The sequence below is a fragment of the Kaistia dalseonensis genome (assembly GCF_030814715.1).
Lineage (GTDB): Bacteria > Pseudomonadota > Alphaproteobacteria > Rhizobiales > Kaistiaceae > Kaistia > Kaistia dalseonensis.
Genome location: NZ_JAUSVO010000001.1, coordinates 789,060 through 804,686, shown reverse-complemented (window position 1 = coordinate 804,686; position 15,627 = coordinate 789,060). Strand labels below are relative to the sequence as shown.

Sequence of the window (15,627 nt, the reverse complement as noted above, 5' to 3'; positions counted from 1 at the left end):
AGGCGCGCCTCAGGGACGCCAGCTCTCCTGCTCGTCGCCCTCGTCCTCGGCCGCAGCCTGGTCGCGCGGGTCGAGTTTCGCGCGGCCCTTGAAGCCCTTGGCGAGCAGGAAGAGCTCCACCGAGCCGGCCCGGCTCGCTGGCGGCTTGATGTGATAGGTGCTGGCGAAGCTGCGCTTCAGCGTCTGCAACACCTGGTTCTCGGCGCCACCGCGAAACACCTTGGTCAGGAAGTGACCGCCGGGCTTCAATACGTCGAGCGCGAAATCGACGGCGACCTCCGAGAGATAGGTGGTGCGCAGATGGTCGGTCTGCTGGTGGCCCGTCGTGGGCGCCGCCATATCGGAGAGCACGACATCCGCCGGGCCCCCAAGCGCATCCTTCAGAAGCCCCGGCGCGTCCTCGTCCAGAAAATCCTTCTGGAACAGGATCACGCCCGGAAGCTGGTCCATTTCGAGATAGTCGATAGCAACCACCAGCTTGCGCTCGTCGGTCGACTTCACGCGGTCGACGGCGACCTGGCACCAGCCGCCGGGCGCGGAGCCCAGATCGACCACGCGCATGCCGGGCGCCAGAATATGATGCTTGTCGTCGATCTCGATCAGCTTGTAGGCCGCGCGGGAGCGATAGCCCTCGCGTTTCGAGCGCGCGACATAGGGATCGTTCAGCTGCCGTTCGAGCCAGCGCTGCGATGATGCCGTGCGCCCGCGCGAGGTCTTGACCTTAACCGTCAGCTCGCGGCCGCCCGGACCTTTTCCCTTGATACCGGTCATGAGGGCCGTCCCCCCTGTCTCGGCGGCTGGCGGCGCCAAACGCCATCCTCCGCCATCATTTCCACCAGAATGCCTTCGCGAAGGCCGCGATCGGCGACACGCAGCCGCTGGCAGGGCCAGCGGCGCCGGATCGCCTCGAGAATGGCGCAGCCCGCCAGAACGAGATCCGCCCGCTCCTTGCCGATGCAGGGATTGGCGATGCGCGCTTCATAGTCCATGCCCGTGATGATGGTCATCATCTGGTTGACCTCGTCGGCCGTCATCCAGGTGCCGTCCACCTTGCGACGGTCATAGCGCGGCAGGCCCAGATGAACGCCCGCGAGCGTCGTGACCGTGCCGGACGTTCCGAGCATGTGCAGATTACCGCCGGCCACCGCCTGGTCGAGCGCGGCAGCCTCGGGGAAGACGAGCAGCATCTCGGTCACTTCGGCGACCATGGCCTCGAACACGGCCGGCGTGACCCGCTCGCCGCCATGGCGCTCGGAGAGCGTCACGACGCCAACGGGCAGCGACGCCCATGTCCGGATGCGATCGGACATGCGGCGACGATTGCGCTCCGGCGTCCGCGTCAGGTCGATCCAGACGAGTTCCGAGGAGCCGCCGCCAATATCGAATAGCAGCGCGCCGCTCGTATTCGGATCGATCAGTGATGCGCAGCCCGATACGGCCAGCCGCGCCTCGGTCTCGCGCGAGACGATCTCCAGCGCCAGCCCCGTCTCGACACGGACGCGCTCGAGGAAGAGCTCGCCATTCTCCGCCGCGCGGCACGCCTCGGTCGCGATCAGCCGCGTGCGCATCACGCCACGATCGGCGAGCTTGGAGCGGCAGATGCGCAGCGCATCGACGGCACGGTCCATCGCCGCCTCGCCGAGACGCCCGCTCTTGCCGACGCCTTCACCGAGCCTGACGATCCGCGAAAACGCATCGACGACACGGAAACCCCGGTCACGGGGCTGCGCGATCAGCAACCGGCAATTATTGGTGCCAAGATCCAGCGCCGCGTAGAGGCGGTCCGGACCGTCCTGGACGGGATTATCGCCGCGGCGAATCGGCGCCGGCCCGACCGCATGGACATTCGAGACGGCATGACCATTAGCGCCCGCGTTCTCGCCGCGAGCGGGACTGTTCGGCGGATCACCGCGCTGCCGGTCTGGTCGCGGGGGAGGGCCGGATCGGGTCGGCTGCGCAGGACGCGCAGCTTTCCCGTGCGGGGCCGAGCGTCCTGCGCCGTTCGCACCCTGCCCTGCGCCGCCATTCGCGTTCGCATAGACGGGCCGCCTCTTCTTGCGGCGGCGCCCCTTCTTCTTGGCCGGCTGCCCGGTCGCCCCATGTGGCGCGCCGGACGTCTCGACCGTCCCGACATGGCTGCGGCCCGGAGGCTGCGCGCCATTGGCGGGCGCAGTGGAATCCGCATCTCGCGGATCCTCGCCCGTGTTCGTCACATCAAATCCTTTGGCCGCGTCGGCTCGGGCGAAACAGCCCGGCGCGCAGCTCATCGCGTGCCTTGTTGACCCTAAGTGTAAGCAGCTATGAGCGACCATACAAGCGGCGTGCCGCGCCGCGCCGACGTCCCTCGATTGCATGGCGGTCATATTCCGCATCGCTGGCATCAAGCTGACACGAAAGAGAATAGTGGCGCCGGGCGTCGCGGTTTTCTATTGAACCTCATCAGATGCGGTCGCCCGGCCGCAGGATCGAGACGCGCGGCAGGCGATCACGGCCTGATCCCGCGACGAGCCCGATGCGGAAGGACGAAACCATGCCCCCTCGCCTCACCCATCTCGACGAGACCGGCGCCGCCCATATGGTCGATGTCTCCAAAAAGGCGGTGACCAGCAGAACGGCGATCGCCGAAGGCGCCGTCACCATGGCTGCGGCGACGCTCGACCTGATCACATCCGGCCTCGCCGCCAAGGGGGACGTGCTGGCGACGGCGCGAATCGCCGGCATCATGGCGGCGAAGAAGACGCATGAGCTGATCCCCCTCTGTCATCCGATCATGCTCGCCAAGGTGACCGTCGACATCGACGCCGACCCCTCGCTGCCCGGACTTCGAGTGCGCGCGATGACCAAGGTCGCCGATCGTACGGGCGTCGAAATGGAGGCGCTGACGGCGGTGTCGGTCGCCTGCCTCACAATCTACGACATGGCCAAGGCCGTCGACCGCGGCATGAGCATCGGGCCGATCAGGCTGCTCGAAAAGACCGGCGGCCGCTCCGGCACATGGAGCGCCGGCGGCATCGGAGAAGGCCAGTGAGCGCACTTCTTCCCGTCGCCGAGGCCCTTGCCCGGGTGCTGGCTGATGTCGAACCGGTCGAAAGCGACACCGTATCGCTCGCCGAAGCGTTCGGCCGCGTGCTGGCGACGCCGCTCGCAGCCAAGCGCACGCAGCCGCCCTTCGACGTCTCGGCCATGGATGGCTATGCCGTTCGCGCCGCCGATGTCGCCACGCTGCCGGCCGAACTGGCGGTGATCGGCGCAGCGCCGGCCGGCCATGCCTTTGCCGGGCGGGTCGAAGCAGGCCAGGCGGTGCGCATCTTCACCGGCGCCGCGTTGCCAGAGGGCGCCGATTCGATCCTGTTGCAGGAGGACGCCTCCATCGCGGAGGATGGCGCGCTCGTCGCGAAGGAGGTCGTGCGTCCCCGACAGCATGTCAGGGCTCGCGGTCTCGATTTCGTCGAAGGGCGCGTGATGGTGGATGCCGGCACCCGCCTCGGCATGCGCCAGATGACACTCGCGGCCGCCATGAACCATGCGGCTGTGCCGGTTCGTCGCGAACCGCGCGTTGCGATCATCGCCACCGGCGACGAGCTCGTGCCGCCCGGCGCCGACGCGCCTCCAGACCGCATCGTCGCCTCCAACACCTTCGGCATCGAGGCGCTGGTGCGCTCGCTCGGTGGCCTGCCGATCGATCTCGGCATCGTGCCCGACGATCGCAGCGCTTTCGCCGCGGCGGTGGACCGCGCCGTGCTGGAGGGCGCCGATATATTGGTGACGCTCGGCGGCGCTTCCGTGGGCGATCATGATTTCGCCCAGGAGGTTCTTGCCAGCCGTGGGATGACGCTCGGCTTCTGGAAAATCGCCATGCGCCCTGGCAAGCCCCTGATCTTCGGCCGGCTTGGGCCGATGCGCGTCCTGGGCCTCCCCGGTAATCCGGTCTCGAGCCTCGTTTGCGCCCTGCTTTTCCTTCGCCCGCTGATCGAGGCACTGCTGGGCCTGCCGCCGATCGACCGTACCGAGACGGCCGAGCTTGGGGCACCGATGCAGGCCAATGACCGCCGGCAGGACTATGTCCGCGCGACACTCTCAGAAGAGCCGGATGGTCGTCGTATCGCCACGGCCTTCGCGCGGCAGGACAGCTCGATGCTGTCGACGTTCGCCGAGGCGGGCTGCCTGATCATCCGCGAGCCCTTCGCGCCGCCCGCCGCCATCGGAGCCGCGTGCCGCATTCTGCGGCTGCCCTGACCCTGCTTTGGAATGAAGCAACGATTCGCAACATTGATTCACACTTCGTGTGCGATCGCGCTATATTGATAGAAGGGCAAGGCTTGCCGGCGGAACGAACAACAAGTCTCAAGACTTGAACGTCCGGCGCAGTGGCAGGATATTTCCATGGCACGTTACGAGCATAAGCCCTCTCTGGGCAGACGGACGCTGGATATCGGCTCGACCTTTGCGGCGGGTGCGCTGATGCTGTCGCACATGAACCGGTCCGGCCTGACGCGTTATGACGACCTGATCGCCGATCTCAGCCGGTTCAGCATCGACGCTCCACGGCCCGCGCGCCGGGCAGACCGGCCGCAATCGCATGGGCCGCGCTGGGTCCGCTGGATGTATCGCAAGGACTGAGACCGACGCTCAGCCCCCGACGTGGGCCGGACGTGGCTTGCCGTGCTGGCGTGTGGCGCCGGCATGGATATCGAGATCCACGACGAGCGGCAGATGGTCCGACGCAACGCGCGCCAGTGGCGTCCGGACAACCTCGACATTCTCGATATCGGCCCGGCCCCTCAGCCAGACATGATCGATGCGCAAGGTCGGCATGCGGCCCGGGAAGGTCGGCTTGGCCTTCCGTTCGCCCCAGACCTTCTGCACATCGGTGAATTCCGAAGCGAGGCGCCGATAGGGCGAAAGACCGGGCGGCGCGTTGAAGTCCCCCAGGAACACCACCGGATCGTGACAATCGGGATGGCCGAGCCAGTCCGGCCCCAGCAACGTCGAGAGCTGCAGCATCTGTTCATGCGGCCAGACGCCGAGATGGGTGTTGACGACCTGGACGCTGCGGTTGCCCACTTCGATCGACGCCCAGAGCGCCCCACGCGGCTCCACCTTGATGCGGTCATGAAAGCCCGGCAACTGGCCGGTCCGCCGCATGGAGATCGGCAGCGCCGTCAGGATGGCATCGCCATAGCGCTCCGGCCCGACATGGGTCGACGCATTGAAATGCGCCTTCATGCCCAGCATGGAGGCCAGCATATGGGCCTGATCAACGCCGCCCGTGCGTTCGCGACCGACGTCGATCTCCTGCAGGGCGACAATATCGGGCGAACAGCTCGCGATCACCCGCGCGATACGATCGGGTGAATGCTGCTTGTCGATACCGATACAGCTGTGAACATTATAGGAGAGAATGCGGAAGCGGCTCATGCTCTTAAGTTAGCGACCCTTTTGACGGGAGCAAGGCGGAGCTGCCGATTCCCTCGCAATCAGACTAGTTGGCCGCCCTTGGCGCGTAATGCGATGGATCAACAAGAGCGGGTCGGCCCTCGAGCGCCAGTTGCGCGACGCGCGGCGCGGTCTCCGCGATGACCTTGCCGCGGCGGATGACCGCGAGGCGCGCGGCGCGCATGCGGATTGCCTCGATCGTATCCGCCGCCTGCAGCAGGACGAAATCGGCGTTCTTTCCCACAGCGAGTCCATAGCCTTCCAGCCCCATCAGCTGCGCCGGGATCGTCGTGACCGCCTCGAACGCCCAGCGGATCGCCTCGCGGCTCGTCATCGGCACGGCGTGGACGCCCATATGCGCGACTTCGAGCATGTCGCCGGATCCGAGCCCGTACCAGGGGTCCATGCAACAATCCTGGCCGAGCGCAACGGGAATGCCCATCGCGCGCATTTCCGGGATGCGGGTCAGGCCACGCCGGCGCGGATAGGTATCGTGCCGGCCCTGAAGGGTGATGTTGATCAGCGGATTGGCGATCGCGAAGACACCCGCTTCCTTCATCAGGGGCAGCAGCTTCGAGACGTAGTAATTGTCCATCGAGTGCATGGAAGTCAGGTGCGAACCGGTGACGCGACCGGCGAGGCCGAGACGCTGCGTTTCGGCAGCCAGCGTCTCGATATGGCGCGACAGCGGGTCATCCGATTCGTCGCAGTGCAGGTCGACCATCAGTCCGCGCTCGGCACCGATCTCGCAGAGCGCCCGGACCGAGGCAGCGCCGTCGGCCATGGTGCGCTCGAAATGCGGGATGCCGCCAACGACATCGACGCCCATATCGAGCGCGCGCTCAAGGTTCTTCACCGAGGTCGGAAAGCGGTAATAGCCATCCTGCGGGAAAGCCACGAGCTGCAGGTCGAGATAGGGCTTCACCTTCTCCCGCACCTCGATCAGCGCCTCGACGGCGAGCAGTCGATCGTCGCAGATATCGACATGGCTGCGCACGGCCAGCAGGCCCTGGCTGACGGCGAGATCGCAATAGCGCAGCGCCCGCTCGATCACCGCTTCATGCGTCAGCAGCGGCTTCAGTTCGCCCCAGAGCGCGATGCCCTCCAGCAGCGTGCCGGACTGGTTCATGCGCGGCATGCCGAGCGACAGGGTCGCATCCATGTGGAAATGGCAATCGACGAAGGGTGGCGCCACCAGTTGCGCGGCGGCATCGATCACCCTGCCGGCCTCGGCGGCGATGCCGGGTTCGATCGCCACGATCTTGCCCGCGGCAACGGCAATGTCCTGGCCGGTCCTCCCATCGGGAAGTGTCGCGTTCTTGACGATGAGATCGAATGCCATTGGGAAACCCTTGTCGACGGTCAGGCCGCTATCGGAACAGGAGAGCCGGCGTCTTGCAAGCGCCTCGGGCGCGGCATGGTGCGACGGATTCGATAGCCGTCATCTGCACCGGCGGAGCACGGCATCTGGCAATGCCGGCGCTGCCATCGATTGGCCGTCGCGTGAACAAGGCCGCAGCTTGGCCGTTCGAGACGGGAATCATCGGCTCAGCGGCCTGAGGCTCAGGACGGGGCCAGCAGATGCCGGAACGCCACCCGATGGAGGGCGACTATTTCGGTGCGTAAGGCGCCACGGCGGCGGCATAGGCCGCGCTGTAGGCTGTGTCCGCTTCCGGGCCCAGCTCCGCACTGACCTGTTTTTCGACCGACGCCGCTTCGTCCTTGCTGAGCGTCGCGGCCGCAACGGCGAGCGCGGCGCCGAGTTGGGTGATGTCATCAGCACCGAGCTTGGCGTTGCCGCCTGCTTTGACGCCGCCCTTGTACTTCTTCAGCATCTGGTTGATGACGGCGCGGCATCCGCTCTGGCACTCTTCGAGCGTGGAGATGTCGTCGACGAATGACAGCGCGCCCTGGTCGGGCGTCGCGTCCATGCCGAGATCCTTCTCCATCTGCTCGGTCTGGCTCTGCGAGGTCTGTGCAAAGCCGGTCGACGCGCCAACCAGCACCAGACCGATCGTCGCCGCCGAAACCGCTGCCGCATAACGAAGCCGAGACATCGCCGTTCCTCCCCTGCCCGCCCGGTGGCCCGTTGGGCCACCGCATGTCACGGGTCGCCTTGTTCCATTTTGTGAACGCGGCCGGCGATTCACACGCCGGCCGCGCCAAACTACTCCGCCGCAGTCACCGCGGGCGCGGGTGCTGCCGGTTTTGCCTTCGGCGCCTTGCGCTCGTCGAGACGCTGCAGCACCGCGAAGAAGGACGGCACGAACAGCACCGCCAGGCAGGTCGAGGCCAGCATGCCGCTGACCACGGCGATGCCGATCGATGCGCGCGAGCTGGCGCCGGCACCCGTCGCGAACACCAGCGGCAGCACGCCGAGAATGAATGCGAAGGACGTCATCAGGATCGGGCGGAAACGCAGCCGGGCCGCCTCGACGGCCGCATCGGCGATCTCCATGCCTTCCTGCCGTTTTTCGCGCGCATATTCGACGATCAGGATCGCATTTTTCGCCGCGAGCGCGATCAATAGAATGATGCCGATCTGCGTATAGAGATTGTTGCTGAGCCCAAGCGACGTCAGCGCGATCACGGTGCCGAGCAAAGCCAGCGGCACGGCAAGCAGAACCGCGAACGGCAGGATCCAGCTCTCATACTGGCCGGCCAGGACAAAATAGACCAACACGATCGCCAGCGCGAAGACGAAGTAGATCTGGTTGCCCACGATCTGCTCCTGGTAGGACATCGCGGTCCAGGCATAGCCATAGCCGGGCGGCAGCGTCTCGTTGGCGATCTGCCCCATCAGCTGCATCGCCTGACCCGAGCTGAAGCCCGGCGCCGGGCCACCGGACAGCGTGGCAGCGGGATAGAGATTATAGAGCGTGATCAGCGGCGGGCCGTCGACCATGCTGACCGCGACGAGCGAGCCGAGCGGCACCATTTCTCCGGCGGCGGTCTTCACCTTGAGCTTCAAGATGTCCGATGGCTGCAGGCGATGGTCCGGATCAGCCTGCACATAGACCTGGAAGACGTTGTTGAACTTGTTGAACTGATTGACGTAGGTCGACCCCAGATAGGCCTCGATGGTCGAGAACACCTGACCCACCGAAACGCCGAGGTTTTCCGCCAGGACGCGGTTGATCGCGAGCTGGAACTGCGGCGTTGAGGCGCTGAAGCTGGTGTTCACGCGCTGCAACCCGGATTGCGTGTCGGCATTGGCGATCACCTGCCGCGCCGTCGCCTCGAGCTGGTGGAAATCGGAGCTGCCATCCTTGACCAGAAGCTCCATGGTGAAGCCGCCTGAATTGCCGATGCCCTGGATTGGCGGCGGCACGAGAACGAAGCCCGTCGCGTCCGGCATATCGTTCAGCGCCTTCGTCATGTTCACATAGATCTGGCGCAGGCTCTCCGTCTTGCCGCGTGCCGACCAGTCCTTGAAGATCACGTAGACCATGCCTGCATTGAACAAGGTCGCGTTGTTGTCGAGCACCGAGACGCCGGACACGCCGACGACATTGGCGACGCCGGGCGTCGCGAGCGCGATCTTCGATACCTCGGCCACGGCCCTGTCGGTGCGCTGGAGCGACGATCCGACCGGCAATTGGACGGCCACGACGACGTAGCCCTGATCCTCGACCGGCAGGAACGCCGTCGGGATTCGGCTCATCCCCCAAAACGCAACGCAGATCAACACCAGAGCAATGGCAACCATCAGATAGCTGACCGCCACCATGCGCTTGATCAGCCGGGCATAGTGATGTTCGCACCAGTCATAGACATGGTTGAAGCCGCGGAAGAGGATATTCCGCTTCTCAGGCGGCGTCGGTACGCGGAGCCAAAGCGCGCACTGTGTCGGCTTCAGCGTCGCCGCATTGATCGCGGATATCACCGCTGTCGCAGCGATCACGAGCGCGAACTGCTTGTACATCTGCCCTGTCAGGCCCGGCAGCGCCGCCGCCGGCAGGAACACCGCCATCAGCACGAGCGTGATACCGATGATCGGGCCGAACAGCTCGCTCATCGCCTTGACGGCAGCCTCGCGGCTGCTCAATCCGGCTTCCATATGGCGGGATACGCCCTCGACGATGACGATGGCGTCGTCGACGACGATGCCGATCGCCAGCACGATGGCGAAAAGCGTCGCCGTATTGACGCTGAATCCGAGCGCCGACATCGCGGCAAACGCGCCGATGATCGTGACCGGCACCGTTGTCGCCGGCACCAGCATGGCGCGCCAATCCTGCAAGAAGACAAGGATGACGATCAGCACCAGGATCGCCGCCTCGATGAGCGTCTTGTAGACCTCGTCGATCGACGCCTTCACGAACTCCGTCGTGTCGAAAGGAACGCTATAGGTCAGGCCCGGCGGGAATGCCTTGGCGAGCTCGACCATCTTGGCGCGCACTTCGGTCGCAACCGCGAGCGCGTTCGCCTCCGGCAGCTGGTAGATGCCGATGGCCGCCGACGGCGCGCCATTATACGTCGCGGTATGGCTGTAGCTCTGCGAACCCAGCTCGACACGGCCGATATCCTTGACACGGATCTGGCGGCCGCCGTTCTGGTTGTCGACCTTGACGATGATGTTCTCAAAATCGGCCGGATTGTCGAAACGGCCGTTGATGTTGACCGTGTACTGGAAATTGAGGCCATTGGGAGCCGGCGGCATGCCGGTCATGCCGGCCGTGACTTCCTGGCTCTGCTGCTGGATCGCGCTGACCACATCGCTCGGCACCAGGCCGTAGGACTGCAGCTTCTCCGGATCCATCCAGACGCGCATCGCATAAGGGCCGGCGCCGAAGACGGTGACGCTGCCGACGCCGGGCAGGCGCTCGAGCTCGTTCTGGAGGTTGATGACGGCATAGTTGGAGAGGAACAGGCCGTCATAGCGATTGTCCGGCGAGGACAGCGTGATGAACTGCAGGACGGCCGTCGACATCTTCTGGACGTTGACGCCCTGCACCTGCACGGCCTGCGGCAGCGAGGCGAGCGCGATCGATACGCGGTTCTGCACCAGAACCTGCGCGAAATTCGGGTCGGTTCCGATGTCGAATGTCACCGTCAGCGTGTAGCTGCCGTCGCTGGCGCTGGTCGACTGCATGTAGATCATGCCTTCGACGCCGTTGACCTGCTGCTCGATCGGCAGCGCGATCGAGTCCATCACAGTCTTGGCGCTGGCGCCCGGATAGCTCGTCGTGACCTGGACAGTCGGCGGCACGACATTGGGATATTGCGAAACCGGAAGCGTGTAGAGCGCCACTGCACCGAGCAGGACGATCACGAGCGCCATCACGTTGGAGAGAACCGGACGCTCGATGAAGAACCGTGAGAACATTGGAAACCCGCCTGCCCTTTGACCGCTATCTGCGACGTTCGCTTCGAGCCAGCCCCTACGGGCTGGCCGACGGCGCTGCCGGCGCAGCGGCGGCGTTGGCGGTCATGCTCACGACTGTGGGATCGACCTTGTTGCCCGGAACGGCACGCTGGTTGCCGCCGATGATGACCTTGTCGTCGATCGTCAGGCCGGTCTCGATCACGCGCTGCTGACCGTCGAGCTGGCCAACCGTCACGACGCGCTGCTCGACTTCATTGTCCTTGTTGACCACGAGGACATAGCTGCCGGCCTGGCTCGTCGCGATGGCCGTATCAGGGACCAGCACGGCATCGTCCTTCTTCTGCAACGGCACGCGCACCCGCGCGAACAGGCCCGGGATCAGCAGCCGCGCCTTGTTGTCGAAGACGCCGCGAACCTCGAGCGTTCCCGTGTTCTGGTCGACATTGGGCGCGACATAATCGATGACGCCCTGGTGCGGATAGCCATCTTCCGTCTCGAGACCGATCTCTACCGGGATCTGATGGATATCCTGCAGCGTCCTGCCCGTCTTGGAGAGCGCCTGCTTGATCAGGAGCACCTGCCGCTCGCTCACCGTGAAATAGGTGTAGATCGGGTCGACCTGGACGATGGTGGCGAGTTTGGTCGGGCCCGAATAGCCGACGAGCGCGCCGACATCGACGAGATGGTTCGTCACCACGCCGTCGAACGGCGCCTGGACGCTGGTGTAGCCGAGATTGATCTGGGCGACCTCGACATTGGCCTTGGCCTCGGAGACAGAGGCGATCGCCTGGTCGAGCGCGGCCTTGGCGTCATCAGCCTTGGCGACGGACGCAACCTGCTGCTGCACCAGCGTGTTCTGGCGGTCGTACTGGATCTGCTTGTTTTCCTGGTCGGCCTGGGCCGACTGGAGGCTCGCGGTCGCCTGGTCAAGCTGCGCCTGATAGGTGTCGCGCTGGATGCCGAACAGCAGATCGCCGGTTTTGACCGCCTGGCCATCCTTGTAGTTGATCGATTCGAGGAAGCCGGCGACGCGCGCCTGCAGATCAACCTGGTTGACCGCAGCGGTATTGCCGGTGAGCTCCATATAGAGCGTGACAGGCTGCTGGATCGGCTGCGCCACGGTCACCTTGGATGGCGGCGGCGCAACATAGGCGTTCTTCTCGTTGCAGCCGGCGAGCAGAAGACCGGCAGCACCGACGACGCAAACCGACAGCATGCCGGAGGTCCGAGAGAAACCGAGCCCCTTGATCATTTGAAGTCCTGGCCTAAGCACGAAAACAGCCCCCGGTAACGTAATCCTGACGCAGACAGCCGATCGCGGCCGACACGAACTGCAGCCGCAGCCGTGCCTCAGTCAAGCCACATTGAAACAATCCGCAAGATCAAACAACGTCCAACACACAGTCCAACGCGTGCCGCCCGCCGGTTGGACGACGGCCGGGCAGAAAAGCCACGTTTTTTCGCGACCGGCCCAGCCAGCCCTCGCCAAGCGGCGAAATATAGTCCAGCGACTGTTAAGGACTCATGGCGGGTGGGATGGGAAGACGGCGGGCCGGTGCCGGCCAATGCCGCCTCAGACGGCGGCGGCCAAGTCCTCGCCAGGTCTGCCGACGCTCAGATAATGGAAACCATGGCGTTCGATCTGTTCACGGCGGTAGACGTTGCGCAGGTCGACAAACACCGGGGCAGCCATCAGCGTTTTCAAACGGACGAAATCCAGCGCCCTGAAGGCGTCCCACTCCGTTAAGAGCACCAGGGCGTCGGCGCCTTCGGCTATGTCATAAGGGCCTTGCCCATATTGGACGCCCTCCAACAATAGCCCCGCCTGCTCCATACCTTCGGGATCGTAAGCCCGAACGATCGCCCCGCCGTCCTGAAGCGCCTGGATGATCGCCAACGAGGGCGCCTCGCGCATGTCGTCTGTGTTCGGCTTGAAGGTGAGCCCGAGAATTGCGATCGACTTTCCGCGCACATCGCCGCCACAGGCCGCAAATACCTTACGCGCCATCGCGCGTTTGCGCTGCTCGTTGACCGCAACCGTCGTCTCGACGAGGCGCAGCGGGCTGCCATGGTCGTGGCCGGTCTTCACAAGCGCCAGCGTATCCTTCGGAAAGCAAGAACCGCCATAGCCAGGTCCGGCGTTGAGGAACTTGCTGCCGATCCGATTATCGAGGCCGATGCCGCGTGCGACGTCCTGGACATTGGCACCGACCTTCTCGCAGAGATCCGCGATCTCATTGATGAAGGTTATCTTCGTCGCCAGGAACGCGTTGGCCGCATATTTGATCAGTTCGGAGGTGCGCCGGGCCGTAAACATAAGCGGCGACTGGTTGAGGAAAAGCGGCCGATAGACTTCCGTCATCGGCTCCCTCGCCCGCTCGTCCTCGATCCCGATCACGATCCTGTCGGGGCGTTTGAAGTCGGCGATCGCCGCGCCCTCGCGCAGGAATTCGGGATTCGACACCGCGACGACATCGGCATCGGGATTGGCCTCCCGAATAATCCGCTCCACCTCGTCGCCTGTGCCGACGGGGACGGTCGACTTCGTGACCACCACCGTGAAGCCCCGAATAGCCATGGCGATCTCGCGCGCCGCGCCATAGACATAGGATAAATCGGCGTGCCCATCGCCGCGCCGCGACGGCGTGCCGACCGCGATGAAGACGACATCGGCCTCTGCCACGGGCGCCGAAAGCTCCGTCGTGAAGGACAATCGCCCCGCCCGCACATTGGCGGCCACGAGATCCTCGAGGCCCGGCTCGAAGATCGGCATCTCCATGCGCTTCAGCGCATCGATCTTGACCGAACTCTTGTCGATACAGACGACCTCATGGCCGAAATCAGCCAGGCAGGCTCCGGAAACCAGTCCGACATAGCCTGAACCGATCATTGCTATCTTCATGGCACCACCTTGGAAACGGGCGGCAAACACCTATCGGCCCAAGGCGCTTTTGTATAGGGCCGCCCCCCGGCCTCGAAGTTCGGGCGAATGGGCGCCAGCCCCGATGCGCCCACGCCCAGGTCGATTTCCCGACGGCGCCTCGATCAGTGCCGGCCAAAGGCATGGCGCGGTGTGGCCCCGCTGCACCGCCGCCGCGGGCTGAACTCGCAGCGCCAAAGTCTTATTGCACTGCAATATACTTCAGCTATATTGATTTCGCGCCTGTGTGGATGATGGTATTTCGTCGCCTGCCAGACCGCTTTCGATAAGGCCCGCATGTCGGAGTGGACAAGAATACCGTTGTCAACAGGCAAGTCGATTGCATAGCTCGGGCTCGCATATGCGATTAGCCAAGTATTTATGCAAATTGTCTTTCCAGACATATCAAATTCTACTGCGCATATTTCTCATAGTGGCTGAAACGCGACTATGATGATATCACCGTCACGGTTTGTGTTACCGTAGACTGATCGAAAACCTGGATTGAAGTGGAAAATCGTCATATGAAGATCGGTATCTTAGGTCTTGGGTACGTCGGTCTGACGGCAGCGGGCTGCCTTATCAAGGAGGGCCACACGATCGTCGGTGTGGAGCCGAACGAGGACAAGATCCGCACGATCAACTCGGGCAAGTCGCCGATCTACGAGCCCGGCCTCGATGAATTGCTGGCGCTTGGAATTGCCGAGGGTCGACTGATCCTCACGCAGCGCATCGAGAACCAGTTGGACGATTGCGATATCGCGATGATCTGCGTCGGCACGCCAAGCGGCGCCGACGGCTCGCACAACATGTCCTATATCGCGGAAGTGACGCGCCAGATTGCGTCACAGCTCGATACTTCGCGCGCGAAGCCGCTCACGGTGGCATTCCGCAGCACGTTCCGTCCCGGCACGATCGAAGAGCTGATCACGCCGATCTTCAAGACCTTCCTGAAGGACAAGATCGGCGCGGTCGAGCTCGTCTATAATCCCGAATTCCTGCGTGAATCCGTTGCGATCCGGGACTATTTCAATCCGCCCAAGATCGTGATCGGCACCCATGATGGCCTGCCTTCCGCGAATATGGACGAGCTTTACAAGAACCTGACGGCCCCGGTGTTCTACACGCAGTTCCGCGAGGCCGAAGTCACCAAGTTCGTCGACAACAGCTTCCATGCGGTCAAGGTGACGTTTGCCAATGAGATCGGCCGCGTTTGCGCCAAGCTCGGTATCAGCGCGAAGAAGGTCCACGAGATCTTCATCTCGGACACCAAACTGAACATCTCGCCCTACTATCTGCGTCCGGGTGGCCCGTTCGGCGGATCCTGCCTGCCGAAGGACGTCCGCGCGCTCAGCTACATCTCCGAGGATGTCGGCGGCTACGCGTTTCTGATCGATTCGTTGCTCAAATCGAACGAGGCGCACAAGCGCTTCCTGTTCGAGCATTCGACGAAGGGCCTGAAGCCGGGCGCCAAGGTCCTGATGCTGGGCCTCGCCTTCAAGCCGGACAGCGACGATCTCCGCGAGAGCCCCAATCTCGACATGGCGCGCAAGCTCCTGACGGAGGGATTCGATCTCGACATCTATGATCCGGCTATCGACCCAACCAAGATGACCGGTGCCAATCTCGGCTACACCTATATGAACCTGCCCTCGATCAGCGACTTGCTCGTCGACAAGGATACGGCCGAGGCGGGCACGTACGACGTCGTGATCGACACGAATGGCCGCGCCAAGCAATTGACGCTCGCCTCGACCAACATCGTCGATGTCAGCGCGATCCAATAAGTCAATCCAGACGGGAGCCACCCTGCTCGACCAAAACAAGGCTGCGATCGACATCCGAATTCGCTTGTCGATCGCGGCCTTCGATTTGGAGACCTGGAAGAAGGTGTGGCCGTTGCACCTGCTATTGCCGCCGAACAATGGGGCCGTCGCCAAGT

Annotated in this window: 12 protein-coding genes; 4 read left to right on the top strand and 8 right to left on the bottom strand. The window is 64.1% G+C overall.

Going from position 1 to position 15,627, the window contains the following annotated elements:
• Positions 1-9: 9 nt before the first annotated feature.
• Together QO014_RS03645 and QO014_RS03640 are read right to left on the bottom strand one after the other, a co-directional pair.
• Complete coding sequence (locus QO014_RS03645) at positions 10-771, bottom strand: RlmE family RNA methyltransferase (protein WP_266347278.1); 762 nt, start codon at positions 769-771, stop codon at positions 10-12.
• Positions 768-2,213, bottom strand: coding sequence for a Ppx/GppA phosphatase family protein (locus tag QO014_RS03640; protein ID WP_266347277.1), 1,446 nt, complete (start codon positions 2,211-2,213; stop codon positions 768-770). The genes QO014_RS03645 and QO014_RS03640 overlap by 4 nt, the downstream gene beginning before the upstream one ends.
• 317 nt (positions 2,214-2,530) lie before the next feature.
• Here QO014_RS03640 and moaC point away from each other — a divergent pair, with 317 nt between their 5' ends.
• The 3 genes from moaC (at position 2,531) to QO014_RS03625 (ending at position 4,620) form a co-directional block, all read left to right on the top strand.
• On the top strand, positions 2,531-3,028 hold the full coding sequence (moaC, locus tag QO014_RS03635) for a cyclic pyranopterin monophosphate synthase MoaC (protein WP_266347276.1): 498 nt from the start codon (positions 2,531-2,533) through the stop codon (positions 3,026-3,028).
• Entirely contained in the window at positions 3,025-4,236 is a 1,212-nt protein-coding gene (locus QO014_RS03630) for a molybdopterin molybdotransferase MoeA (RefSeq protein ID WP_266347275.1), read from the top strand. Before moaC ends, QO014_RS03630 begins: the two co-directional genes overlap by 4 nt.
• A gap of 147 nt (positions 4,237-4,383) precedes the next feature.
• Entirely contained in the window at positions 4,384-4,620 is a 237-nt protein-coding gene (locus QO014_RS03625) for a hypothetical protein (protein ID WP_266347274.1), read from the top strand.
• Between the two features lie 9 nt (positions 4,621-4,629).
• On the opposite strand, the gene QO014_RS03620 is transcribed toward QO014_RS03625, so the two are convergent.
• The 6 genes from QO014_RS03620 to QO014_RS03595 form a co-directional block, all read right to left on the bottom strand.
• A complete protein-coding gene (locus tag QO014_RS03620) occupies positions 4,630-5,418 on the bottom strand; it encodes an endonuclease/exonuclease/phosphatase family protein (RefSeq protein WP_266347273.1) in 789 nt (262 codons plus the stop codon).
• A gap of 64 nt (positions 5,419-5,482) precedes the next feature.
• Positions 5,483-6,778 carry an amidohydrolase family protein gene (locus QO014_RS03615; RefSeq protein WP_266347272.1) on the bottom strand — a complete coding sequence of 432 codons (1,296 nt, stop codon included), beginning with the start codon at positions 6,776-6,778 and terminating at the stop codon, positions 5,483-5,485.
• Positions 6,779-7,046: 268 nt separating this feature from the next.
• Positions 7,047-7,493, bottom strand: a complete 447-nt coding sequence (locus tag QO014_RS03610) for a hypothetical protein (RefSeq protein ID WP_266347271.1) — start codon at positions 7,491-7,493, stop codon at positions 7,047-7,049.
• A gap of 110 nt (positions 7,494-7,603) precedes the next feature.
• Positions 7,604-10,765: an efflux RND transporter permease subunit gene (locus QO014_RS03605; RefSeq protein WP_266347270.1), complete on the bottom strand. Its 3,162-nt coding sequence runs from the start codon at positions 10,763-10,765 to the stop codon at positions 7,604-7,606.
• 55 nt (positions 10,766-10,820) lie between these two features.
• Complete coding sequence (locus tag QO014_RS03600) at positions 10,821-11,981, bottom strand: efflux RND transporter periplasmic adaptor subunit (RefSeq protein ID WP_266347269.1); 1,161 nt, start codon at positions 11,979-11,981, stop codon at positions 10,821-10,823.
• A 357-nt stretch (positions 11,982-12,338) separates the two neighbouring features.
• Entirely contained in the window at positions 12,339-13,667 is a 1,329-nt protein-coding gene (locus QO014_RS03595; protein WP_266347268.1) for a UDP-glucose dehydrogenase family protein, read from the bottom strand.
• A 542-nt stretch (positions 13,668-14,209) separates the two neighbouring features.
• Between QO014_RS03595 and QO014_RS03590 the strand changes: the two genes are divergently transcribed.
• Entirely contained in the window at positions 14,210-15,472 is a 1,263-nt protein-coding gene (locus tag QO014_RS03590; RefSeq protein ID WP_266347267.1) for a nucleotide sugar dehydrogenase, read from the top strand.
• Positions 15,473-15,627 lie beyond the last annotated feature (155 nt).